Origin of the sequence: Photobacterium alginatilyticum, assembly GCF_009910675.1 — a bacterium.
In the GTDB taxonomy this organism is placed as follows: Bacteria; Pseudomonadota; Gammaproteobacteria; order Enterobacterales; family Vibrionaceae; genus Photobacterium; species Photobacterium alginatilyticum.
Map to the genome: position 1 here is coordinate 326,838 of NZ_RSEJ01000001.1, position 23,309 is coordinate 350,146.

At 39.6% G+C, this 23,309-nt stretch carries 15 protein-coding genes and 1 riboswitch; of the genes, 5 read left to right on the forward strand and 10 right to left on the reverse strand.

Translation table 11 applies throughout. The features are described 5' to 3' along the window. Window positions 1-20: 20 nt before the first annotated feature. A riboswitch (Lysine riboswitch) is annotated at window positions 21-191 on the reverse strand. A 163-nt stretch (window positions 192-354) separates the two neighbouring features. After that, window positions 355-1,536: a DUF3103 domain-containing protein gene (locus EIZ48_RS01385; protein ID WP_160648332.1), complete on the reverse strand. Its 1,182-nt coding sequence runs from the start codon at window positions 1,534-1,536 to the stop codon at window positions 355-357. Window positions 1,537-2,026: 490 nt separating this feature from the next. Between EIZ48_RS01385 and EIZ48_RS01390 the strand changes: the two genes are divergently transcribed. Then, window positions 2,027-4,057 carry an oxidoreductase gene (locus tag EIZ48_RS01390; protein WP_160648506.1) on the forward strand — a complete coding sequence of 677 codons (2,031 nt, stop codon included), beginning with the start codon at window positions 2,027-2,029 and terminating at the stop codon, window positions 4,055-4,057. Between the two features lie 288 nt (window positions 4,058-4,345). After that, window positions 4,346-5,176, forward strand: a complete 831-nt coding sequence (locus EIZ48_RS01395; protein ID WP_160648333.1) for a hypothetical protein — start codon at window positions 4,346-4,348, stop codon at window positions 5,174-5,176. A 644-nt stretch (window positions 5,177-5,820) separates the two neighbouring features. Here EIZ48_RS01395 and EIZ48_RS01400 read toward each other — a convergent pair. The 8 genes from EIZ48_RS01400 to EIZ48_RS01435 all read right to left on the reverse strand — a co-directional run bounded on the left by EIZ48_RS01400 (window position 5,821) and on the right by EIZ48_RS01435 (window position 15,209). Then, entirely contained in the window at window positions 5,821-5,973 is a 153-nt protein-coding gene (locus EIZ48_RS01400) for a hypothetical protein (RefSeq protein ID WP_160648334.1), read from the reverse strand. 179 nt (window positions 5,974-6,152) lie between these two features. Further along, window positions 6,153-7,175 carry a helix-turn-helix domain-containing protein gene (locus tag EIZ48_RS01405; RefSeq protein WP_160648335.1) on the reverse strand — a complete coding sequence of 341 codons (1,023 nt, stop codon included), beginning with the start codon at window positions 7,173-7,175 and terminating at the stop codon, window positions 6,153-6,155. A 139-nt stretch (window positions 7,176-7,314) separates the two neighbouring features. Beyond that, a complete protein-coding gene (locus tag EIZ48_RS01410; RefSeq protein ID WP_160648336.1) occupies window positions 7,315-7,791 on the reverse strand; it encodes a MaoC family dehydratase in 477 nt (158 codons plus the stop codon). Window positions 7,792-7,904: 113 nt separating this feature from the next. Then, the gene (gene fadA / locus EIZ48_RS01415) at window positions 7,905-9,074 is read right to left on the reverse strand and encodes an acetyl-CoA C-acyltransferase FadA (protein ID WP_160648337.1); all 1,170 of its coding nucleotides are present in this window, start codon (window positions 9,072-9,074) and stop codon (window positions 7,905-7,907) included. Between the two features lie 15 nt (window positions 9,075-9,089). Then, window positions 9,090-11,183, reverse strand: coding sequence for a 3-hydroxyacyl-CoA dehydrogenase NAD-binding domain-containing protein (locus tag EIZ48_RS01420; RefSeq protein ID WP_160648338.1), 2,094 nt, complete (start codon window positions 11,181-11,183; stop codon window positions 9,090-9,092). Between the two features lie 61 nt (window positions 11,184-11,244). Further along, entirely contained in the window at window positions 11,245-12,522 is a 1,278-nt protein-coding gene (locus tag EIZ48_RS01425; RefSeq protein ID WP_160648339.1) for an acetyl-CoA hydrolase/transferase family protein, read from the reverse strand. A 49-nt stretch (window positions 12,523-12,571) separates the two neighbouring features. Beyond that, the gene (fabV, locus tag EIZ48_RS01430) at window positions 12,572-13,732 is read right to left on the reverse strand and encodes an enoyl-ACP reductase FabV (RefSeq protein ID WP_160648340.1); all 1,161 of its coding nucleotides are present in this window, start codon (window positions 13,730-13,732) and stop codon (window positions 12,572-12,574) included. A 601-nt stretch (window positions 13,733-14,333) separates the two neighbouring features. Further along, the gene (locus EIZ48_RS01435) at window positions 14,334-15,209 is read right to left on the reverse strand and encodes a LysR family transcriptional regulator (RefSeq protein WP_160648341.1); all 876 of its coding nucleotides are present in this window, start codon (window positions 15,207-15,209) and stop codon (window positions 14,334-14,336) included. 885 nt (window positions 15,210-16,094) lie between these two features. Between EIZ48_RS01435 and EIZ48_RS01440 the strand changes: the two genes are divergently transcribed. Further along, on the forward strand, window positions 16,095-17,114 hold the full coding sequence (locus EIZ48_RS01440; protein ID WP_160648342.1) for a DUF2860 family protein: 1,020 nt from the start codon (window positions 16,095-16,097) through the stop codon (window positions 17,112-17,114). A gap of 48 nt (window positions 17,115-17,162) precedes the next feature. Here the strand turns inward: EIZ48_RS01440 and EIZ48_RS29885 are convergent, their stop codons facing one another. Further along, on the reverse strand, window positions 17,163-18,158 hold the full coding sequence (locus tag EIZ48_RS29885; protein ID WP_160648343.1) for a helix-turn-helix domain-containing protein: 996 nt from the start codon (window positions 18,156-18,158) through the stop codon (window positions 17,163-17,165). Window positions 18,159-19,164: 1,006 nt separating this feature from the next. Here EIZ48_RS29885 and EIZ48_RS01450 point away from each other — a divergent pair. Together EIZ48_RS01450 and EIZ48_RS01455 are read left to right on the forward strand one after the other, a co-directional pair. Further along, entirely contained in the window at window positions 19,165-21,189 is a 2,025-nt protein-coding gene (locus EIZ48_RS01450) for a methyl-accepting chemotaxis protein (RefSeq protein ID WP_160648344.1), read from the forward strand. Between the two features lie 354 nt (window positions 21,190-21,543). Continuing rightward, the gene (locus EIZ48_RS01455) at window positions 21,544-22,905 is read left to right on the forward strand and encodes a diguanylate cyclase domain-containing protein (RefSeq protein ID WP_160648345.1); all 1,362 of its coding nucleotides are present in this window, start codon (window positions 21,544-21,546) and stop codon (window positions 22,903-22,905) included. The last annotated feature ends 404 nt before the right edge of the window (window positions 22,906-23,309 follow it).

A 23,309-nucleotide genomic window follows, 5' to 3' on the forward strand; every position in this document is an offset into this window, starting at 1 on the left:
GGAAGGCGAAAAAACACACAAACACCAGAAGCTCTCCACCATAGGTGACAGTCCTGGGGATTCAGCCCCAGCAACCGATAAGTATTACTTCCAAACGCAAACCTATCTCGGCGTTAATCCCCCTTATCTGCTGTCATCGGTATTTGGATACCTCGAACAGACTTCCTGGTTAACGCACCTCTTCTGATCCCATCATTTCGGGATGCCTTGATTCAAACATCTAACATGGCAATGTGTCAATAATGTTGTGAATATTTATGCAGAAAGAGTTTGATAAGCCGTCAGGGTGCTCGAATATACAGACTAAGAGGGCACAAAAAAGGCGCTACGTTCTCGGTAGCGCCGATGCATATATTAAGGACGGGTAGGTGAGATAGTCAATGGTTCAAATGTGGCAATGGCGTTTCCACCGGCTCCCGGATGATCAACATACGAGGTATCTTGCATTAACGTATAGTAAACATCGACATAGTCATCATCATTAACTAGCAGGCCATCAGGAATGGCGGCAATGATCTTGCCTGTAATTTGCGGAATGATGGCATAAGCCTGAACCTCAGGATCCGGGATCATTTTTAGCACTTCTTCCGCTACTTTTACGAGTAATTTAGCCAGTTCTTTATAATCCGTTCCGTCATCCTGCTCCATTAAAATCATGTCGGCAGCGCCCCAGCGGTAGCGAGACCAGTGGATGGCAATCTGGTTCGGATAGTAATCGGTGTTGTCATAATCGAGGTATGGCATTTCAATCAAGTCGAGTGTCGGTTCGTCTCGGCTTGGGTTAACACCGGTAACAATGGCATAGACTTCGGCCTTGCCGGAAATCCACGGCTCTTCGTCATCCGCTAAGCGAATCTTTTTGATTGCGGTTGTTGAAATTGGTGCAGCTGAGCTAGTTCCAAAACTGGACTTAAGCTGTGTTTGCTGGACGGTATCGCTGTCACCCTGTATTACAGCAGGTTGCCCCAATTTTTGCATCTCAGCTTGCATTGCCTGCAGACCTGCTTTTAGCTCTTTAGCACTGTTGTTGTCGACAACAAACACAGGCATGTCAGGCATTTTGTACGCATCAAGCTGATGAAGCTGCCCGTAGATATCGTAGGCTTCGATATATTGCCATGACTCATCATCCCCTTTTGGTTCAAAGGCGAACAAAGGGCTCATGCCGTCTTTCCATTCTTGTACCATGGACTTGTCAGCAAGTCTGACTTCAAGTAGTTCATCTGTATAGGCAGAAACGCCTTTCATCGTCCTTATACTGGTATCGGCTTTGTACATTTGCTGGGTAAAGGATGACTCAGGTTCTTCGGTTAGCAGTGTCGATAGCGAAATTGTTAGGTTCTGATCAGAGATTTGAGATTTAAGGGTTTGTTCGATATCTGCGTAACTGGTACTCAGCTGTTTAGCCAGCCCCTGTTTGTGCTGTGCAATGACTTCGGCATTTTGAGTGGGAGATTGATTGGTAGCCTGTTCATCAGACTGGCACCCAGCCACTGTCAAAGCGAGTAATAAGCATATTGGTGTTATTTTTTTCATTGTATGCCTCTGGATAGTTTCTATTGTGTATAGAGCTAAAGCTCTATGCTTAATAGTCCGTCATGGCATAGGTCAATTCAATATAATTTTTCACTGCAAGCGTAATAATGCTAGCAAGATCAAAGTAACGAGTGATAGAACTATTTTTAGTAAAGCGGAGTCTATGCATGTTGGATGATAAAGATAGAGTTCGCTAGTTGTTTAAATTGAGTCGTATTTCCTTGAATAGATTAATGTATATGTAATTTATATTGTACTAAATGTTTGTATTGCTGGGCTCGTATTACTTACGCTTAGGAGCTATTGAATGATGAGGGGATTTTCCGTTTTTATATTAAAGAAAGGTGTGAACTGCATCATACAAATACATTTGCGGGTATTTGGGTCAAGTTGATGTCCCGATATGTCAAGAATCTAATCAGGCTATTACTTACAATATCGTTAGTTAAGTTGATATATGGATTTCAAGCTTTCTATTTGGGTGGGTGAAATGATAAATAATGTTCATAAACTTTTATTTGAACCTATGAGTATAGGTACATTGAAATTAAAAAATCGCTATTCTATGGCTCCTATGGGGACATTGGGTTTAGTCGATGCTGACGGGGCGTATAATAACCGAGGTATTGAATATTATGTGGCTCGCGCACGTGGCGGTGTTGGGTTAATTATTACTGGCGTACAAATGGTGGAGAATAAGCTGGAGCAGTTTCCTATGCCGTCTCTCCCATGTCCGACAAATCACCCTACTGCATATATTCGCAGCGCAAAAGAGCTCACTGAGCGAGTTCATACTTATGGCACAAAAATATTTGCTCAACTAACAGCTGGCTGGGGACGTTCCTGTATACCTGGCTTCACACCTGTAGAAAAATCAATTGCTCCTTCTGATGCCCCTAACCGTTTTGATTCAGCAGTTACTCACAGAGAACTGACGACGGAAGAAGTTCAGTATTTTATCTCTAAGTTTGTCGAATCTGCAGCGTTAGCGCAAAAAGCAGGCTTTGACGGAGTTGAAATCCATGCGGTGCATGAAGGATATCTTCTTGATCAATTTACTATGGCATTCTTCAATAAACGAACCGATCAATATGGGGGCAGTTTTGAAAACCGTTATCGATTTGCTGTTGAAATTGTTCAGGGTATAAAGGCGGTTTGCGGAAAGGATTTCCCTGTTTCACTTCGCTATTCAGTCAAGAGCAATATGAAAGCGTTTGGTGAAGGGATTCTCCCTGATGAGCAGGCTGAGGAAGTTGGACGAGATATTGAAGAAGGGCTAAAAGCTGCGGCATATTTGCAAGATGCTGGTTATGACGCGCTAAATGTGGATGCCGGAACGTATGATTCTTGGTACTGGAATCATCCGCCTAACTACTTTGAGCCGGGTATGTATCGTCCGTATTGCAAGGCGGTATCTGAGGTGGTTGATATTCCTGTACTGATGGCAGGGCGTATGGAAAATCCAGATCTCGCCGCACATGCTGTAGAAAATGGCATTGCTGCCGGTATTTCTCTGGGTCGACCATTATTAGCCGATCCAGATGTGGTGAATAAGATCCGTCGAAATCGTTTTGAAGAGGTACGCCCGTGTCTGTCGTGTCATTTAGGCTGCCTAGGTCGCATGGCTGAAGTTGGAAACGTCTCCTGCGCGGTTAACCCCAGTTGCGGACGTGAGGAAGAGTACAAGCTACTACCAACACATAAGGTAAAGAAAGTTGTTGTTGTCGGTGGCGGTGTGGCCGGGATGGAAGCTGCTCGAATCGCGTCAGAGCGTGGCCATGATGTGGTGCTGTTTGAGAAATCGCAGTCACTCGGTGGAAACGTTATTCCAGGTAGCCAACCACCTTTTAAGCATGACGATAAGTTATTGATTCAATGGTTCAGTGGTGAACTTGAAAGAAAAGGCGTTTCAGCCCGGATGGGCGTAGCGGCAGACCAGCAAGTGATTGAGGCAGAACAGCCGGATAGTGTGATTTTTGCGACAGGGTCGCGTCCAAATCTACCACAGTGGTTAGAAGGCATTGAAAAAGAGCATGTGATTGTTGCAGAAAACATGTTGATGAATCCTGAGCTAGTCACAGGTAAAACCGTAATCGTGTTAGGTGGTGGTTTAGTAGGTGCGGAAGCCGCGCTGTGGATGGCGAAAATGGGTAAAGATGTAACTTTGGTTGAAGTTACCCCCGATATTATTGGTGGACCGCATGGTACCTGTTTTGCGAACTACCAGATGCTTAAAGAGTTATTGCAACACGAGAGAGTTACAGTGTTGACATCGACTGGAGTCGTAAAGCTTACCGATCAAGGTGTGATTGTACGCAATGTTGACAGTAACTCTGAAACTCGTGAGCTCTACGCTGAGCATGTCATTTTGGCTTTAGGCTATAAATCGACTGATGGCTTGTATGAAGAGTTAGCAAATAAATTAGACGTGGAAGAAGTGTTTAATATTGGCGATAGCCAAGACGCCCGCACAATTATGGCTGCTATATGGGACGGTTATGAAGTTGGCCGGTCATTGTGATTTTAAATAGTTCCTTTACCCTCAAATAAGAAGAGGGGAGTACCTAGAATATAAGCCACGATAGTAACGTTAGCTCGGGATGATTTTAATAAAATAGATTTCTTGATAAATATAAAATCAAATAATTAAGGTTCTATTTTCTTGTTAATAAGGGAGGTGTTCATAGTTCTAATTTCATTGTGGTTTATTCATTTAAAATGATTGAGGTTATATATAATAATAACCTGTCCATTTATTCAAAGTAGAATCAAAGTGTATATAATTTATAGCTGATAACATGGTAGAAGTATGATAAATAAAATTAAAGTGTCATTGTGTTTGATTGCATTTTTATTTTCAAGTTTGAATGCTCATGCAACTGATGATAGTGAAAGAGCCCCAGATCCTGCAGATGTTACACGCGTATTAACATCTGTAAGGGTTTTTATGGGGGTGAATAGTGATGATAACAATATTGCTGGTGATATTGAGCTGAAACTTGCTGGCTCATTCAATAAAGATAATAACTTTTTAACGATGTTAGAAGTTTCAGGTGCGGAAAAAGAGAGTGACCCATTCGAGGATGGTTTTGACCTTCGTGAAATACGTGGTCGTTGGTTCCAGGTCTTTGGTACTGGGAATGATGTAATGCCTAAAGTGGGTTATTCTCTTGATGTTATTGATCGCTCGAATGATGATTCAGAGCTGGTTGATAATATATATGCGATAGGTGGTGTTGCGAAAGTTCCTGTACTGAGTAACTATGTCATGTACCCTAATATTGCGCTTGTCCAAGCAAACTTGAAAGACGAATATAAGAAAGTTATATCGGGAAGTGATGACGGTCAAGGGATCCAGTTAAACGTGTTCAATTCAGTTTATCTAAGTAAGAAGGGAACCTATTTGATGATTATTCCTCAGTATACTTATTTGGATTTCGATAGCTTTAAAACACAAGACCTTCTTGTTGAATCAAGATTTGGTACGCCTCTTACAGATGATAGAAGTTTTTGGTTTGAAGCATCGTATAAAGAAACCTTTAGTGATATAGACTCAGATACACCAGCAGTATCAGATGTATCATTTGAAGCAAGAGATGACAAACGTCAGTTTCGTGTAGGTGTGAGGTATTTCTTTTAACTCAAACTGATTTTAAATGTCTACTAATATTTGAGCTTCCCTTTATTTTAAAGGGAAGTTTTCATGATGTAGTAAAAATGTACCTGAGTAAATAGCTTTTTGTTGGGAAAATACCGAATGGTTTTGTTGAATAATTTAGATTCAGAACCGACAACTCTTGTTTGTACGAGTTGTTAATCTGCTCGCCGTGTTTCAGGTATACCTAGCTTTGTGAGCTAATTTACCGTACTTACACCTGTGTGAGACTCTATTTTTGCATCATAATATTTTATTAATAACGATTTATTATCAATATCCTATAATGAGTAATATCGGTCTCGGAGATTGAGCGAGAATGATAACCTGAAGGGCTTTTCAATGTTGATTACAGCTATAAATACGTTGATTCGCAAATTCGTGATTTTTCGGGTGTCCATCCTCCCAATATGCTTCACCGGTTCTCGGTGGTATCAGCTTCAATGGTAATGTGTGACTTTATCCAGGCTTGTCGTTTGTCCTTATCGTGTATTTTTACGAGCCATTCACCTTTGTCGAATCTGAGGTTTGCTGAATCAATGTCCTGGTGATGAATTATTCCCTGACAGGTATTTTGCTACTGATATCGATTTTACTACTACAATTAGGACACCTTAGCTGGTCATTCTTTAAGGTGAAATCAAGTCCATGAATACTTGCAGAGAATGAAGCGATAAGTTGAAAATACTCTTCACCATCAGCGCGGTTGTTATTGCCAGCATCAGGATATTGGAAACCACGGCCTTGACGTCCGTGGTGAATTGAGCAGTTTCAGGCTTCAATAGCCTCTTTATTGTTCAAAAGGTAAGTTAACCTCGGTGATAAGTGCTTGGTTCTATTCTTTCTGCTTGAATGCAATAGGATGATAATTGTATTATATTGATAACTTTCGGAACATCCGCATTGGCTAGTAACTAGTTATCTAGCCAATGCGGTGTTTATTATATGAGTAATCAAGAGGTTACAAATTTAAAGAACGCCATTTAGATGGGCTCATGCCACTGGTCCAACGCTTAAAAGCGCGAGTAAAGCTACTACAGTCTGAAAAACCTAGTTTGTAAGCAATTTCTGTTGTTTTAATGTTTGATTGACTTAATAAAAGAAGGGATTTCTCAAATTTATATGTTTCTATTAAGTTTCGGAAAGATGTTCCTGATTGGGCCAGACGCCGATTTAGCGTTCTTGTACTAATACATAAATATGATGATATATCTTCTTTTGAGTTATTTGATAAGGTCGATTTGCCATTTAATATATCGTATATCTTTGAAATTATATCATACGGTTTAAGTTGCATTGCCTGATTTTCAACTGATGACTTACTTTGTTGGTGAATATTGCTGTCATGGTAATATAGCTTTTGATTTAATAGTTTTTTACCAAATGATAGCTTATAAACTGGTTGATTGATTTTGACTTTGCAATTAAAAATTTCACTTAGTTTTTTTGCATACTCTGTCGATTTTGGGCTATTTCTCAAATGTACAGTGAGAGAGGGGAGCGAATTTAGATAAGCTGCCTTAGATATTATGTAAATTATTGTGGATAAATAAAATATCATGCCAACGTTCGAAAGGGTTGATTCACGGTCAGATAATTCGTTATCGACTAGCCAAAGTTCAGTGTTATCAGTGTTCTTTATGTGACGAATTCTTACTGATGAGCCCAGTACAATAGAATAATCTGAGAAGTTCTTTAACAAGCTCGCTATATTTTTAGATGACCATAAGCTAAGCGAAAAATGTCCAAATGTAAGGGGGGTAATATTCTTTGCTGCTGTTATAGGAAAACAATTATAACCTGTTATGTTAATTATGTCGTAGTGTATTTTTCGAGCGTTTCTAACATCGATTTTTTTGCTTGCAGCTTTGATACTCTTAAACTCATTTATATGCTCTTCAATATCTATCCCAAATTCAATAGCGCTAAGATCCAGAATTTTAAACCAACCCTCGTGAATGTTATAAATGCTTAAGTCTGTCATGAAAACATACTCCCTACGTAGGTTATCATAAAAAATAATGGTACTTTCATCTTGATAATTCCCCCCAGAAAGTGCTTACGTATAAATCATAAAGATAATTATACTATTCTAGTTGAAATATTGTTGTTTGCTTTACGAACTATTTGTTGCGTCTTTCTGAAAATATGAAGTTTCCAAGCATATCTACGGTACATGTTGGTTGTTTTGTTTCTTCAAGTTCAATAATCATACGTATAGTAACTTGAATAAAGCTCCCTTTTTGTTCAGCATTGATGATCTTACCGTGACCTCGAATACGGCTATTTGTAGGGACAGGAGCTAAAAAACGAATATTATCGCAGCCGTAGTTCACTCCCATTGTGAGATTTTGAATTTCAAGTAATTGCTCAATAAAGTAAGTAGTTAGCGACAGAGCTAGGTAACTGTTTGCAATATATTCACCGAATGAGTCCGATGTAGATTGAACCGAGTCAATATGAGTCCATTGTTGTTGTCCTATTGCATCAGAAAATAAGTTGACGCGCTTTTGGGAAATCCTTAGCCATGATGAACTGCCTAAATTATGCCCTTGCGCTGCAAGCAATTCTTCTGGGCTGGTAATCGTTACATTGACCATTTTTATGTTTGCCTGTTTTATGTTGAGATAAAGCCCATCACTAAATTGAATTCAATTCTGCCAAATGAATCAATCTTATGATGGGCTTTAAATTTTGTTAGATAACTACCGGTTTAATGAGCGTATTTTTTTAGTACAGTTGCAATGCCCTGGCCGAAACCAATACACATTGTTGCCAGACCGTATTCACCACCATGAGTTTCCAGTACATTGATAAGACTACCAACAATACGCGAACCTGAGCAGCCAAGTGGGTGACCTAGTGCAATTGCGCCACCATGCATGTTGATATCGTCCATACGTTCAGTTAGCTCCATTTTACGGATACAGCTAATTGCCTGGGCAGCAAAAGCTTCGTTCAGTTCGAACTTATCTATTTGATCCAAACTCAAGCCTGCACGTTGAAGCGCTTTTTCTGAGGCAGGAACAGGTCCGATACCCATAATAGCGGCTGGAACACCTGCAGTGGCCATAGAAACAATTTCGGCACGGATAATCAGGCCGAGCTTCTTGGCTTTTTCTTCACTCATTACTAAGAGAGCTGAAGCTCCATCTGATAATGCTGAAGAAGTAGCTGGTGTTACAGTACCCGCAGGTGACGGATCAAAGCATGGACGAAGCATACTAAATGATTCCACTGAAGCATCTTCGCGGATGACCTCATCTCTACTCACCATGATTGGTGCACCAGTTTCATCATGACCTGGGGTAGGAACAATTTGGTTATCAAAGTAGCCTTTGTTATGTGCTTCGAGGCTAAGCTTATGAGAGCGAACACCTAGGGCATCTTGATCTTCGCGAGAAATTTTGTTCATTTTCGCGAGTGCTTCTGCAGTAAGACCCATGGCGGCAGAGGCCTGTGCCATGACAAAATCTGATGGCCCCGCTAAGTCTACACCGTGTGTCATTGGCACATGACCCATATGCTCGACACCACCTACAACAAAGACATCGCCTTCACCGGCTTTGATTTGGCGGGCGGCAATGTGCAACGCATCCATTGATGAACCACATAGACGGTTAACAGTAGTACCAGTGACTTCAACTGGCAAACCGGCCTGAAGTGCAATGATTTTGGCAATGTTAGCGCCTTGCTCAAGTGTTTGTTGTACACAGCCCCATACAACATCTTCAATATCTAGCGGCGCTAACTGTGGGTTTCGAACCATAAGTGCTTTTACAAGATGAGCACTCATTTCGTCGGCACGAAGGTGACGGAATACACCGTTTTTAGATTTACCCATAGGGGTACGTACGAAGTCTACGATAACTGCTTTAGTCATTTTCAATATCTCCAATTAAGCACGGATTTCAGGCACGGTGTATGTAATTTCGTCGGCGAGTAGGGTTGCAATGTCATTCGCTTCTTGCTCGATTTGGCCTGGCTCTTTTTTGTTCATTTCGTAGACTAAACCGCCACGGAATGGAGGGAAACCAGTGCCGTAAATCATGGCTAAGTCAGCATCTTCCTCCGAGGCAATAATGCCTTCATTCAATGCACGTTTGGCTTCAAACATCATTGGTAGCAGCAATGCATTGATAATTTCTTCTTCGGTTAGCTCAAGTTTACCTGTCGGTTTAATGAGCTCCATCGCTTTGTTATTAAGTGTTTTAACCGGACGGCCTCGGCGGTCTGTTGACCAAGTGTAGAAGCCTTCCCCGTTTTTTTGTCCCAGAAGGCTGTTCTCTACCAACGCCTGGACGATGTTGTTTTCTGGCAGGGGCATGTGAGAATAGTTCTGCGACATAAGCTCCAGAACATGCGCAGATGTGTCCAGACCGACAACATCAATCAGCTCGGCAGGTCCCATCGGCATACCGTACTTTTTCATCGTTTTTTCGACAAAGACGAAGTCGGCACCTTTTGCTAGCAAATTAGAATATGCACGCATATAAGGCGTTAGAATACGGTTGACAAAAAAGCCGGCACAGTCGTTGATGACAATGGGGGTTTTGCCAATTTGCTGAACATATGCAACAGCTCTTTTGACTGTCTCTTCACTGGTCTGCTTACCACGAATCACTTCAACCAGCGGCATTTTATTCACAGGGTTGAAGAAATGGATCCCAATGAAGTTTTCTGGTCGCGTGAGAGATTTTGCTAATTGAGTGATGCTAATAGTTGAAGTGTTTGATGCAATAATAGCGTTATCCATTGCTGCATCTTCACACTGCTTCAGTACGATGCTTTTGACTTTAGGATCTTCCACAACAGCTTCAATTACCATGTCTGAGTTTTTCAACGACTCGTTTGTCAGCGTTGGTATGATGTTGTTTAGCGCGGTAGCCGCTTTACTGAAGTTAAGTTTTCCGCGTTTTACTGGTTTTTCAAGTAGATTAACTGCAGTACTCAAACCAAGGTCGAGACCAGCCTGATTGATATCTTTTAGAGGTACGCGAATGCCTTTGGTTGCATTCGTGTGAGCGATGCCACCACCCATAATACCAGCGCCAATAACAGCACATTCAGTTGTTTTCTCACCGGCGAGTTTCTTTGTTTTGCTCTTAATGCCAAGATCTGCGAGGTATACATGACACATAGCAGCAGAGTGACCAGTGTTAATCAGACGCTCTACCACACCTGTAATTTCGTTCTTCAGAGCGTCTTCACGGGTAAGCTTCGCCGATTGCTCGATAATATCTACAATAGTCATAGGTGCTGGGTAGTTTGGACCCGCAGCTTTACCTATCATACCTTTTGCAATAGCAATGGACATTTGAAGCTCATAGGCAGAAAGGGGTAATTTCCCGGTTTTTGCCGCCCGGACTACTTGGTAATCTCGCTTGCCGTCGGTGCATTCGTTAATCATGTCAATAGCTGCAGCCATCGAATGCTCAGTATCGACAATGCCATTAACAAAACCATCTTTAAGCGCTTTGTCAGCCTTAAAGTTTCGCCCTGATGTCAGCCAAGATAGCGACGTGTCCAAACCAACTAAACGTGGCATGCGAGTGGTTCCGCCCATACCAGGAAGAATACCGATTTTTACTTCCGGAAAACCGACTGAGAGAGTTGGCGTACCGATACGGAAGTCAGTAGAAAGGGCAAATTCAGCACCACCACCGTAGCAATGACCTTTAATAATGGTGATTGTAGGGAACGGTAGATCTTCTAGTTTATTGTAAGCTGCGTGGGTATAAGCGAGGTGATCACCAGCACCGCCTTTAAATAATGGTGTAAATTCGTTGATGTCAGCACCGTAGGCAAAGTTGTCTGATGAACTTGTAACGACCAAACCTTTAATATTTTCTTCAAGTGCAAGTCCGTCAAGAAGCGAATGCAATTCTGTAATGACAGCTTTAGACATTAGGCGAGCAGGCGAGATAAAATCTAGTACTGCGATGTTATTTTCATTTTTTGTGAGAATAAAATGAGTGCCGTTAAACAACATATTAATATCCTTTATATCTTCGTGATAATAAAGGGGCATAAGCCCCTTTAGCGGGTAGGGGTTAGTGAATCAAACCGTATTTTTTGGCTTGTTCTCTTAAGCTTTCACGTAGCTCTGGGTGAGCGATACTGATTAATAGCTCAGCACGTTCTTCATAAGATTTATTCATGAGTCGAGCGGCACCATACTCAGTCACAATGTAGTCAACATCTGAACGTAAATAGGTAATTGGTGTACCCTCTGGGAAACCAAGCATGATATTAGAAACAAGCTCACCGTTTTTGTTTTCGTAGGCTGACTTCAGCGCAACAATGGATTTGCCGCCTTTAGACATTCGGGCTGCTCGGGCAAAGTCATATGCTCCTCCGGTTCCCGAAATTTGTCGATGACCCATACCTTCAGCTGTAATTTGACCGGTTAGGTCGACAGCAATACAGGTGTTGACTGAGGTGAAGTTGTCATGCTGCGAAACTAAGTAAGGGTCGGTTACTTCGTAGCACGGATCGATAATTAAATTGTCTGCGGAGTTTAGGTAGTCAATGAGGTTTTGATCACCCATTGCCAATGTACAAGTGACGTCTACGTTAGGATCTACAGCCCCAGCTTGAATAAGCTCTACCATTGAGCTTGTTAGCATTTCTGTGTGAATCTTGATGTTCTTCTTATTTTTCAGAGCGTAGCCAACAGCGTTTGAAATAGAGCCAATACCAATCTGAAGCGTACAGCCATCTTCGACAAGATCAGCAACGATATTACCAATTTGCTTATCGAGATCACTTGTCGTTTCGGTAGGAATGGCAATCAGAGGCACTTTAGTTGAAGTAATCATGTCCGCTTCATCAACATGGATATAGTTACGGAATCCACCACAGTGCGGTACATTTTCATTTACGACTAAGATGACTTTTTCAGCGTTTTGAGCAAAAACATGTGAGCCTATGCCGCCAATTGGACCGAGACTGCAAAAACCTTCATCATTAGGTGGAGAAACTTCTAACACGGCAACATTTGGGTTCATTTCGATAAATAGCTCTTTCATGCAGCTATAATGTGTTGTGTTTAGCTCCATATTGCCCAATGGGCGCATAGCACGCTCTAATGGTCCTAGAAATAGGCTCTTGTAGAAAATACGACCTTTATAAGCAGGAGACATAAATTCTTGTTTTGGGTTTAAAACCATCCCACCCAGTACTTCAACATCCTTGAGATTTTCGCTCATTTTTTCAAGAGTTGTAACGAATTCATAAGAGATGCCTGTTGCACCACCAATCCATACACGATCACCAGATTTAATTTCAGCAACTGCTTGGGTCATAGGTACAATATTTAAATCTTTCATAATGTTTGCTCGTCGTAGATATAATATTTAGCGAATAAAATGTTTCTGGTTAGTTGTAATCAACGCCGTCAACTTCGAATCCATTAATTTGGTAAAATTCCTTTCTGTAGCTTTCATAATCACCTACATTTGGATCTTTATAATTTGTAGGTGTGATTTGTTTAATCATCTCCTTAATTTTATTTTGTACTTCAGGGTTAAGTTCGAAATTATCAGCTCGAATTAATCGTTGTTCATCAGTTGGTGTGCCGTTCGGGTTATATAAGAATTCATTAATAATTCGATGCATGTGCTGTGCGGTTGTTTCATCCTCGCCGCGCGCCTTCAGCTCCTTGATTAACGCAAGAACATAAGTAGATAATCCAGGAATAAAGACCGACGCCTTGGATACAATCGCTTTGCATACTGCTACGTAAGCATGTCCATTGATATCCGACAGCTTCGAATCCAGCGTATCAGCAGTTGCATGCAGGTGTTCCTTCGCTTTTCCTAGTGTGCCGCCAAAATAGACCGGATAGGTAATATCAGAACCAATATAGGAATAAGCGATGGTCTTGAATCCTGGTGCTAATACGCCTGCGGTTTTTAAGACATCGATCCACTCATGCCAGTCTTCACCACCCATGACTTTAACGGTACCTTCAATTTCCTCGTCCGTTGCTGGTTCAAGTGTGACGGGAACCATCGCTTCCGGTTCAAAGCTAATAAAGTTACCCGTAAATGGTGTACCTGTTGTTTTTAGTACAGATTTCCATTTCCCATCACCGTTTGGCTTAGGTCGAACACCTGTAGCAAGGCTATACACTAGGCAATCAATCTGCCCGAAGTTGTCGCGAATGAAGTTGATGACCTTCTCACGCATATCGGCATTGAAGGCATCACCAATAAAGTCCTCAGCAATGAGTCCTTCTTCCTTTGCAAACTTTTGGAAAGCAAGGTTATTATGAAAGCCTGCAGTTCCCGAATCTTTTTCTGTTGATGGTCGCTCGTAAGACACATTGAGAGTATTGGCACCACCACCGAAAGCCAGTGAAATACGCGACGCGAGACCTAACCCTGAGGAACCACCTAGCACTAATACATTTTTAGGAGCATTTTTAATTGGAGAACTGTTCTTAACATCATTTATTTGCTGCTGAACGATCGCTTTACACCCTTCTGGATGGCAATTAGCGGCAACAACACCCTTTACAATTTTTATTTTATTCAAAATAAAGCCTCTGAAATAAAGTATGGGTAAATTACATGCAAATTTAAATCAAATATTTAATGACAAAGATGAAATAACTGCATTTATATAAACATGTACATTCAACAATAAATATGACGAGTGTCTCATTTTGTTTTTGGTGGCATAAGGGGGCAAGCATCTGGCACCAAAAGACAACAAGGTTGTGCACGGTATTGCATTTGTTTGTAAATGTAAAATACCACCTAGAAGATGGTTAATAATCATATAAATTGTTGTTTGTTATTGATATCTTGTGCTTTTAACACTATATAATGACGAGTTTGATATTGGCTTGACTAAAAATATAAGGTGTTTTTTACTTGGGATGACAATGTTGAGAGGTGATTTAAAGTCAACAATCAAAGGACCTAAAGCAGTCTAAATAGCTTCGATTGTCTATTTATTGATCTATTATGAATAAAGCGTAGTTGAAATTAATCAAATCGAGAAATTCGAGTGTTAAGCTATTGAGTGCGTATATACATGTGCACAAAGCTAAAATATGTCTGCGTTTTATGGAGGGAAAGTAGAAATAAAACATGATAATTACTTCTACTTAAATAGTGATTTTAAGATTAAATCATTCTTCAACAAAATACTTTTGAAGTGCATTCAGTTTTGCCGTATTACGGAGATGCGGAAGATAGATCATATACATGTTTATTTTTTTTAAAGGATAGTCTGCTAATATTTGAACCAATCGCCCATTTTTTAAAGCGTCGGTTATTTGTGAAGTTGGCTGGAGTGTAATGCCTGCGCCTTCTAAAGCTGCATTGAGAATTGCTTGTCCACTGTTTATGGCTAACCGAGATGCGATTTCTGGTGTGTAAAGCTTTTCGCCATCGGTAAATCGCCAATGTTTACTATTTTTACCTAGTCTGTTTTCTAGGCACTGATGATGGACTAACTCATTTGGATGCTGTGGTGTACCGTACCGATCGAGATAACATGGGGAAGCACAGGCAATCAATGAATAGCTTCTGATTCTTTGTGCAATGAAAGATTCATAACCTTGTGTATGATCACTGAAAATAATGTCATAGCTCTCTTCTGATAAGTCGATCGGTTGATTGGTTAGGCATATATCGACATTCATTTTTGGGTAGTCGTTGTGGAATTTAGCTATTATCGGTGCAAGTATGCTGATACCAAAATTGACACTGGATGCAATATTCAGTTTACCGGATGGTTCATTTATCGTTCGATGGATATCTTCTTCAGCGGCACGTAGCTCTGCAAGGATATTTTTGCATCGGTGGTAATAATGCTCGCCAGCAGTTGTCAGGCTTTGGCTTCGAGTCGACTTATACAGTAATTTGGTGCCCAGCAATGCCTCCAGCCCACGAACATGTTTGCCAACCATTTGCGCGCTAAGATTTTTCTCTTCAGCGACAGATGCAAATGAGCCGCATTCTACAGCCCTGACGAAGATTTCGATACTGGTCAATCGGTCCATTACTATCCTCTATTGATGTTCGTTATCTATTGTAAATGGAAAAAATAATAGGTTCTTATTGGAAACTATCAGTTTCGACTGTCTTCTGTATTAATATATTTATCATTATTGAAACTGCGAATAATATCACGTTTGTACTGCAGAGGTGAAAGGTAAACATGGACTTCACATACATGAGCGTGAGTATTGGAACATTGTGATGAATATAGTTGAATGAAACCTGAATCGCCCCGACAAAGGGGGAAATAATCTGAATGACAAGGCGCGGTTGGCCAATGATAAGAACTGACGAAAGATATATAAGGTAAGGTGCATATAGTTAGTCGTAATCTGCTTTGACACTGTTGGTGGATAAGTTTGCAGTGTTATGTCTGAAGAGGTGCAAGGGTTGCATTAATGAAAAATTATGATGAATATCAATCGATGTTGTTAGAGGCTTAAAGATATAAGTAAACCGATGATACTGATAAGAGTAGAATAAAGACTACTTTTCTTTAAGTGACCAACTTATTTGAAGATGCCTTAATAATTCTGTCTGATAAAACTAAACTATCGGGAGAGCTGAGTTGTATTCAATAGTAAGAAAATAAATTAAACCAGCACAAATTTATCTTATTCAATATGCTCATAGTGTCAACTCAAATTATGTCATTTTCTCTTTAGATGAAGAATAGGTATTGTATATTTATTAAGTGTTGGTAACGGTTAAGCGAGTCGCTGAGGATATCAAAAAGATTATCGATGAAATATTATCTGCAAATTGTAACATGATTTTTATTGTGGTTTCATTAGTATGCAAGACTATGTGTTTTAATAAATGTAGTGGTTATGAGTTTATCCGGCGGCTTATTATTTATCAAATGAGTTCGTTAAAATGAGGCTTATATGTACAAGTGTTATTTAGTTATAGGGTGTTTGGTTATTTCTTGTTTTGTACAGGCAAATCCATTTTCTATTCCGCAAGATACTGGTTGGTCAGGTTTCTTCATGGCTGGTGGAGGTTATACAAATTATAAATCAAACTATTATACTGGGCCAGATGGCGAAGAACAGGTGGTTAATATATCCGGGAAACCTAATTCACAGGGTGTTTTTACACCGAGTTTTAATGTGGATATCCGCTATACTTTTGCTGAGAGTCGAACACAACTTTTTTTGGGTAGCTTGATTCAAGATGTTGTTCGATTTGATTATACTCAACAACTTGGTATTCGACAGCAAATTGGTAACAAAGGTGTTATCTCCGGAAGTTTTGTTTTCTCTGCTATGCCGGGAGAGGTATGGCAAGACCCTTATGAGACGAATGTTGAGCGTGATGATACTGATCGCAAATCCCATGGGGGGCGATTGGCGTGGAGTGACATATTAGGCAGTAAAGTAAACCTTACATACACCTATCGAAATATAGATGTCGATAAGGAACGAAGTGGTCACAGTTTAGTGGGAAAAACTATTAAAGGTAACTCGATTACAGAAAATGAAATTTCAAAGCTTGATCGAAATGGGACTATTTCTCAGTCTGAAATTTCGTATTATTGGACTTTGTCGAATCAAAAGACATTGACACCTGCTTTCATCTACAAGATAGCTGACATAGATGGTGTAGCTGAAAAGTATCATAGTGTTGGTATTAAAATGACATATAGTTATACGACACAACACTGGTCTATTGTACAGAATTTGTATGTAAGCAAAAGTGATTTTGATAGCGAAAATCCATTATATTCTCGAAAAGCTGATGCAAAGGATTTTGGTATCAGTGCATTATTATTTAAGCATAAACTCTTTGGGTACTCGGCACTAAGTGGTTTTATTAGTGGAGTTTATGCTAAATCAAACTCAGATATAAATTTCCGTGATGCCGAGCTTTTCTCCATAAGTACAGGGTTTCTTTATCATTTTTAGAATGATACTTGTTGCATTATTGTCGTTCTTATAGGTGTTAACTTTGCTTTAGTGACTCTTTAGTGTGTTCTTCGGGTATTCACCAAACATTTTAAAATAGTCTTTACTAAAACGACCTTGATTAATGACACCGTACAGGTTTAACACCTGAGTGATGTTTATACAATTTTTAAAAGTTAATTCCTGCCTAATCATATACATGCGTCTAATCGTCAAATACTGCTTAGGTGTAACGGAAAGTAACTGTTTAAAGGCATACTCTAATGTTCTGATGCTGCAATAACATTGCTCTGCTATATCTGGCACTGACAGGAAGATGTTATTATTGCTGTTAATGTATTCAAGCGCTCTTGTAACTATTGCATGGCGTTTATTGTATGGGATTTTTGTTTTCTTTAGTTCATCTTTATTGTTTATAAAGAGTATTCTTATTGCGTTGGCGATATAGCATTGTATGTCCAATACGGCCATTTCGGATAGGCTATCGCTGTGTTTGAGTGAATAGTCGATGTTTCTGAACAGCTGTTTTTTGAAATTTTGATACGAATTAAAATTTGTCTTCCCTGATCTTATGATCTCAGACTTTTGTATCAATGAAGAATGTAAATCATGGCCTAAATGTTTAGCCAAGAATTTACTATCAATACTAAAATGGTAGCCATTTAATTCTTGCTCAAATAAAGCGATAATCTCTTCTGATGGTGGCATAATGTACAAGCTATCATCGGCATTGACTTGTATGCCATTAACTTTTATGGCGGTGTCATTGTTAGGAATGGTAAATGCGAAATGCTCACTTTGACAAACACCATGAAACATGGCTTGCTCTCCAATACTAATTCTTGACAACATAACCTTCGGAAACATAACCAACTCATTGGAAAAATTGAAAGTGCGTCCAGATAATTGTTTTACAGTTTGATCAAGATGAGATAAGGAAGCAGCAAACTGCTCAATATCATTATGACTAAGAGAATCTTTTATAATCATTTTTATGTTGTTAGTACCAAAGTTGGTATCTGTTTTTTTTGGAATGAATGTCACACTATTATATGTAAAAAGCAATGTCCACCGCTTAATTATTATTTTGTGAAATACGGTTTAGGCATAAAAATGTCTGTCAAAATAGTTCATGATGTATATCTTTGAATTATAGATAAAAATTGATAATGATTGTTTATGTCTTGGGGAAATGTACAAAATGCGCAATTTTGTTTGCGTTATTTGTTTTATTGTTTGTTTGCAATGCTTTAGTTAAATTGGTTATTTGTGTGATGATAGTACATTTTTAGATATTATTTGTCATACTTTTAAGTGGAGCGGTGATAATTTTTCGATGTGTTAGATATTGTATGATATATATTTTATTGATGTATTTCGTTCAACGATTGATATGTGATCAGATAAGATTTAACTTAATAAACCATGAGAATAACCGTAAATGATAATTACACGCATGTAATAAAATTCCGCTCTCAATAGAGCATTGTACAAAATGCGCAATTCCACGTTAAGCCATATATTGCTTGTATGATGTGTGGTAATTTTATAATTGTAATCTTAAAGCACAGCAATATTTTGTAAAAGTCAAGGAAAGCCATGAGCGTAGACATCATTCAACTAATTATTGATACATTAGAGATGGCTGTGTTTTATTTTCTTCTCGCTTATGCCTTTATAGAAATATTATAATTACGAGAGATTTTTTTTGATCTAGCCTGTCACTTTCGTCAAACTTCTGTTGTTAATCAGAGGTTTATCTTTATATTGCTATCTTTTGGTTAAGAAGAGTTATGAGCGATAGAATAATACGATCCTGCATGAAGTTTAGTTAAAAAAGAGTGAGTGAGCAAAGTGTATTTTTGCTTGTATTGATTCTATTTTTGCTTGATTTATATTGAAATGTACAAAAGGCGCAAACTTTTAATTATTTATGATCGTGTCAAAAAAAGTTGTGTTGGTTTGGGCTATTACTATGAATCTTAATGAGCATGATTTTAAAAACATAATTATAAGTTAATATAAAACTGGAAAATTACGGTGGTATAATATGAATAATAGAAGTATCCGTTTTCAGCTGAGAATCTGTATTAGTCTTGTCCTTGTTATTGCATTTTCTTCTATTTCAGTCGTGGTGTACAAAAATACATCAACGATTTTTCTTGAACAAACTATGAAAGCACATCAGTCGAAGTTGGAGGCTTTGGCTGAGATGATTTCAGATGAGTTTAATGTTTACCTTGAGAGTACACGCCAAATGGAAAAAGCTTTTCGAGGAGGTTATCTGAATGGCTTGTCTTTTGGAACGGACCCATTTTATTTTTCAGGTCATGCCGTAAAAGATGTTCGTTTAAATGGTCAATCTCTGATTAATAACTCGGCTGTCATTGACCGTTTTACACAAGATACATCAGCTATTGCGACTTTATTCGTTGCCACTGGCGATGATTTTATTCGGGTATCTACCTCATTGAAAGATCAAAATGGGAACCGGGCTATTGGTACTATGCTGGGTAGAAGTCACCCTGGATATAACCTGTTAAGCAATGGCCAGCCATATCATGCGAAGGTCGAACTATTTGGACACCTTTATCTAACTTATTATTTTCCGATTAAGGACTCAGTTGGTAGCGTAAAAGCGTTGTCTTTTGTTGGGATTCCTATCGAAGCAGTAACCCAGTCCATTTTTTCAACATTAGCTGATGTTAAATGGGGCGATACGGGTTATAGCATTGTCATGGACAATGCTATAAAGAATCAGGGCGAAATACTGTACCATCCGCTAGCTGCTGAAAAACCGAAGTCGATTCTTGATTTTACTGATTACGATGGAAATAAACCGTTTGGTAAGTTATTTGAGCATAAAACGGGCGTGATGATGTACCCTTATCATTACCTGAACTCAGTTGGTGAAAAGTATCTAGTTTATACGGATGTTCCCGGCTGGAACTGGAAACTGGCTGGAGGAACGTTTATCAGCGAAGTAACCAAAGGTAGCCGTGAGATATTATTCTCAATCGTCACAATTTCTTTTGTTGTTACTGTTCTCACACTTATTGCTATTAATGTTTTCATACACCGACTGACAAAGCCTCTTGTCTCTTTGGTTCGAGGCATGGAGAGGCTAGGTGATGGTGAAATCAGTATGGCAATGGAGGGAGGACATGCTGATACAAAGAATGAAATCGAGCGTCTGAGCTACGCTACCTCTACTATGGCTACCAAGCTAAATCGTTTGGTCAACAATATACGAAAAACCAGCGATTCGGTTCAACAACAAGCCGTGAGTGTTTCAGATGAAGCAAGAGCAAATTTATCGCAATCTGAAGTTCAGCAAGCACAGGTTGAACAGGTTGCTACTGCAATTGAAGAGCTAGCTGCGTCAGCACAGTCGGTTGCCGAACAGGTAGAAGAAATTGCGGATAATGTTCAAACTGCGAATGAGGACAGTAATAGTGGCTCGGCTTTGGTTAGGAAAGTCGTTTCTGACGTTGAGTCGTTGAATCATCAATTAGGTCAGACTGCAGAAGTGATCGAGACACTTAGCCGTGAAAGCGATAATATTCAGGCTGTTACTAATATGATCAACGATATTGCCGAGCAGACAAACCTGTTGGCATTAAATGCCGCGATTGAAGCGGCACGTGCTGGTGAGCAGGGCCGGGGTTTTGCTGTTGTTGCTGATGAGGTGAGAAGTTTGGCACAGCGGACGCAGGGCTCGGTTAAAGATGTTGTTGCTATTATCGAACAGCTCAAAATCAACACCTCGAGTGCGGTTGAGATGATGTCAGAGAGCCAACTGAAAGGCACGTCTGTCACCCGGCAGGTTGCTCAGGCGGGTGAGATGTTAGACAACATTGCCAGTCAGGTAGATGTGATTGCCGTGAAGTCTGAAGCTATTGCAGCTACGTCTGAGGAGCAAGCCCATGTTACGCAAGATATCGCGATGAGCGTCAATGAGATCAGCTCGTTAAATAAGAGCAACTATAGTACAACAGAAAAGACAGCTGAGAGGGCAAGCCAATTGAAGAAGCTGTCAGTAGATTTAGCTAATCAAGTCGCTTACTTCCGGTAAACTACTCCTAAGAGGAGTTCGAACATTGTCGCTGAGTAAAGCGACAATGTTCATAGCTAAGAATTATTATAAAACATTCAAACCTTTTTAGAGTGTGGCGAAAATTAGCGACGTTATGAATAATGTATCCACTGAAATGAGTTGGTGGATTGTTAGGGAGTTGTATTTGCATGTTACTGATATGATAGTAATCAATTTATGCTAAATGTTGAATACTCATGTGCAAGTGGTTGCTATTGCGGGCGGTTATTATTAAAGCTGTTAGCTGATAAATATATCAGTTATAATGCAGCAATTTGTTGTCTATCGATATGACAAGCGGCGCAATTTAAGAATTAATAGCTCAGGAGTTTCATGTTTTCAGGCTCAAGCCCAATAGAAAAGTTTTTATTTATGTTGCTCACTGCGATTTTCGTAGCTGCTTCTGTATTTGTCGTGAACACGGTAACTGATTTTTTTGTTGAACTGGAAATTAGTAACGAGAAGGAAAGCATTCACCAGAATCTGGCTCTAGTTCGCTCCAATATAGAAGCAGGCATTTATAAAGATACTTACCTTGCCGATAGCCTTGCAACAGTGGTTTCTATTGATCCTGATTTTGCGAAAGAAAACTGGACGATTATTGCAGGAAAACTTCTTGGTAAAGCTCGTTATGTTCGTAATGTCGGCATTGCTCCTGACAATGTCATCACTCATGTTTACCCACTAGAAGGGAACGAGGCTGCCGTTGGTTTCGACTTCAGAACTCGTCCCGAGCAATATAAAACAGTGATGTTTGCTAAAGAGTTACAGAGCGTCTACATTGCTGGTCCTGTCGAGCTAGTACAAGGAGGCGTCGCTATAATAGCCCGTTATCCAATTTTCTCAGATTATCCTACGAATGGAGATTATTGGGGGAGTGTGAGCGTGGTCATGGACTATGAGGAAATACTCGATGACTCTGGACTATCAACCTTTGAGGGCGCAGAGATTTCGCTTCGAAAGCAGAGGTTAGATGGCTCTACAGGACCGGTTTTTTATGGCAAAGCAGGCACATTTGGCGATTCTGATTTGGAATTCCCAATTAACTTGCCGACCGGTAAGTTGCTTTTGGCAGCAAATTTTCAACTTAGAAATATTGAACAGATTCAATTTACTGAAGCTGTCGTCCGATCTATTGGCGGTTTCGTTGCTCTAATTTGCTATTTCTCAGTCGTCCTTTTGTATCGGAGCTATAAGAATGCACACAAAGATTCGTTACATGATGAGCTGACACGGATACCCAACCGTCGATTTATTATTACACTGCTGGAACGATTGATGGCACCTGCCGATAATAAACAGCCTTTCGCTTTACTGTACATTGACTTAAACGGCTTTAAGTTAGTGAATGATAATTTAGGTCATGAGGCTGGTGATGAATTATTAAAATATGTTGCAAGTCGGCTGGTAGATACTGTACGCGTTTCGGATACAGTATCGCGGTTTGGAGGAGATGAGTTTATGGTCGTCCTCCGGGGTGTTTCTAGACAAGAGCAGATTAAAAAGATTGTTAAACATATCTATCAATCAGTTGAGTCAGATTCCCTTGTATGGTGTGGCAATCAGATTCAACCTTCTTTAAGTATCGGTTACTCTATTTATCATGGCCAAGATATTAGTATTCAGCAGTTGCTTGCAAATGCAGACAGATACATGTACGAGCAGAAAAAAAAGCTTAAATATCTGATAAAGTGATTAATCGGTATAGTTCAAGCGCATGGACGATTAATTAGTCGTTATTTAGTAACTTTATTTCTCTTTGCTCGACTAATTCTTAGTAAGATACCTAGTATTAGGTAGGGTGAAAGTAGAATGAGCAAGTAGTTGGCAAATATTACTAGTATCTCAACAGCAAGCTGATATATGTCAATTCTCATGAAGACCCCAGTTCTTGTTCAATTTTTGTTACTACAACATTGGATAGTAATTGTCGTTAGCTACATCATGATCTCACCAATGAACTGAACACTTCAATACTCACCAACCCTTGTATTAACTGTCATGAAGGTTTGTAGCGGTATCATCGGAATGAATTTCAATTATAGAGGTTATCACTCTCTATCTGTAGCGTGAATAATTCAACACATGTAACCTAAAAA

Excerpts from the sequence above, each read along its gene's own strand:
- EIZ48_RS01395 (WP_160648333.1), top strand. The coding sequence starts at position 4,346 with ATGATAAATAAAATTAAAGTGTCATTGTGTTTGATTGCATTTTTATTT.
- EIZ48_RS01420 (WP_160648338.1), bottom strand. The coding sequence starts at position 11,183 with ATGTTGTTTAACGGCACTCATTTTATTCTCACAAAAAATGAAAATAAC.
- EIZ48_RS01410 (WP_160648336.1), bottom strand. The coding sequence starts at position 7,791 with ATGGTCAATGTAACGATTACCAGCCCAGAAGAATTGCTTGCAGCGCAA.
- EIZ48_RS01450 (WP_160648344.1), top strand. The coding sequence starts at position 19,165 with ATGAATAATAGAAGTATCCGTTTTCAGCTGAGAATCTGTATTAGTCTT.
- EIZ48_RS01435 (WP_160648341.1), bottom strand. The coding sequence starts at position 15,209 with ATGGACCGATTGACCAGTATCGAAATCTTCGTCAGGGCTGTAGAATGC.
- EIZ48_RS01455 (WP_160648345.1), top strand. The coding sequence starts at position 21,544 with ATGTTTTCAGGCTCAAGCCCAATAGAAAAGTTTTTATTTATGTTGCTC.
- fadA (WP_160648337.1), bottom strand. The coding sequence starts at position 9,074 with ATGACTAAAGCAGTTATCGTAGACTTCGTACGTACCCCTATGGGTAAA.
- EIZ48_RS01405 (WP_160648335.1), bottom strand. The coding sequence starts at position 7,175 with ATGACAGACTTAAGCATTTATAACATTCACGAGGGTTGGTTTAAAATT.
- EIZ48_RS01425 (WP_160648339.1), bottom strand. The coding sequence starts at position 12,522 with ATGAAAGATTTAAATATTGTACCTATGACCCAAGCAGTTGCTGAAATT.
- EIZ48_RS01385 (WP_160648332.1), bottom strand. The coding sequence starts at position 1,536 with ATGAAAAAAATAACACCAATATGCTTATTACTCGCTTTGACAGTGGCT.
- EIZ48_RS01390 (WP_160648506.1), top strand. The coding sequence starts at position 2,027 with ATGATAAATAATGTTCATAAACTTTTATTTGAACCTATGAGTATAGGT.
- EIZ48_RS01440 (WP_160648342.1), top strand. The coding sequence starts at position 16,095 with ATGTACAAGTGTTATTTAGTTATAGGGTGTTTGGTTATTTCTTGTTTT.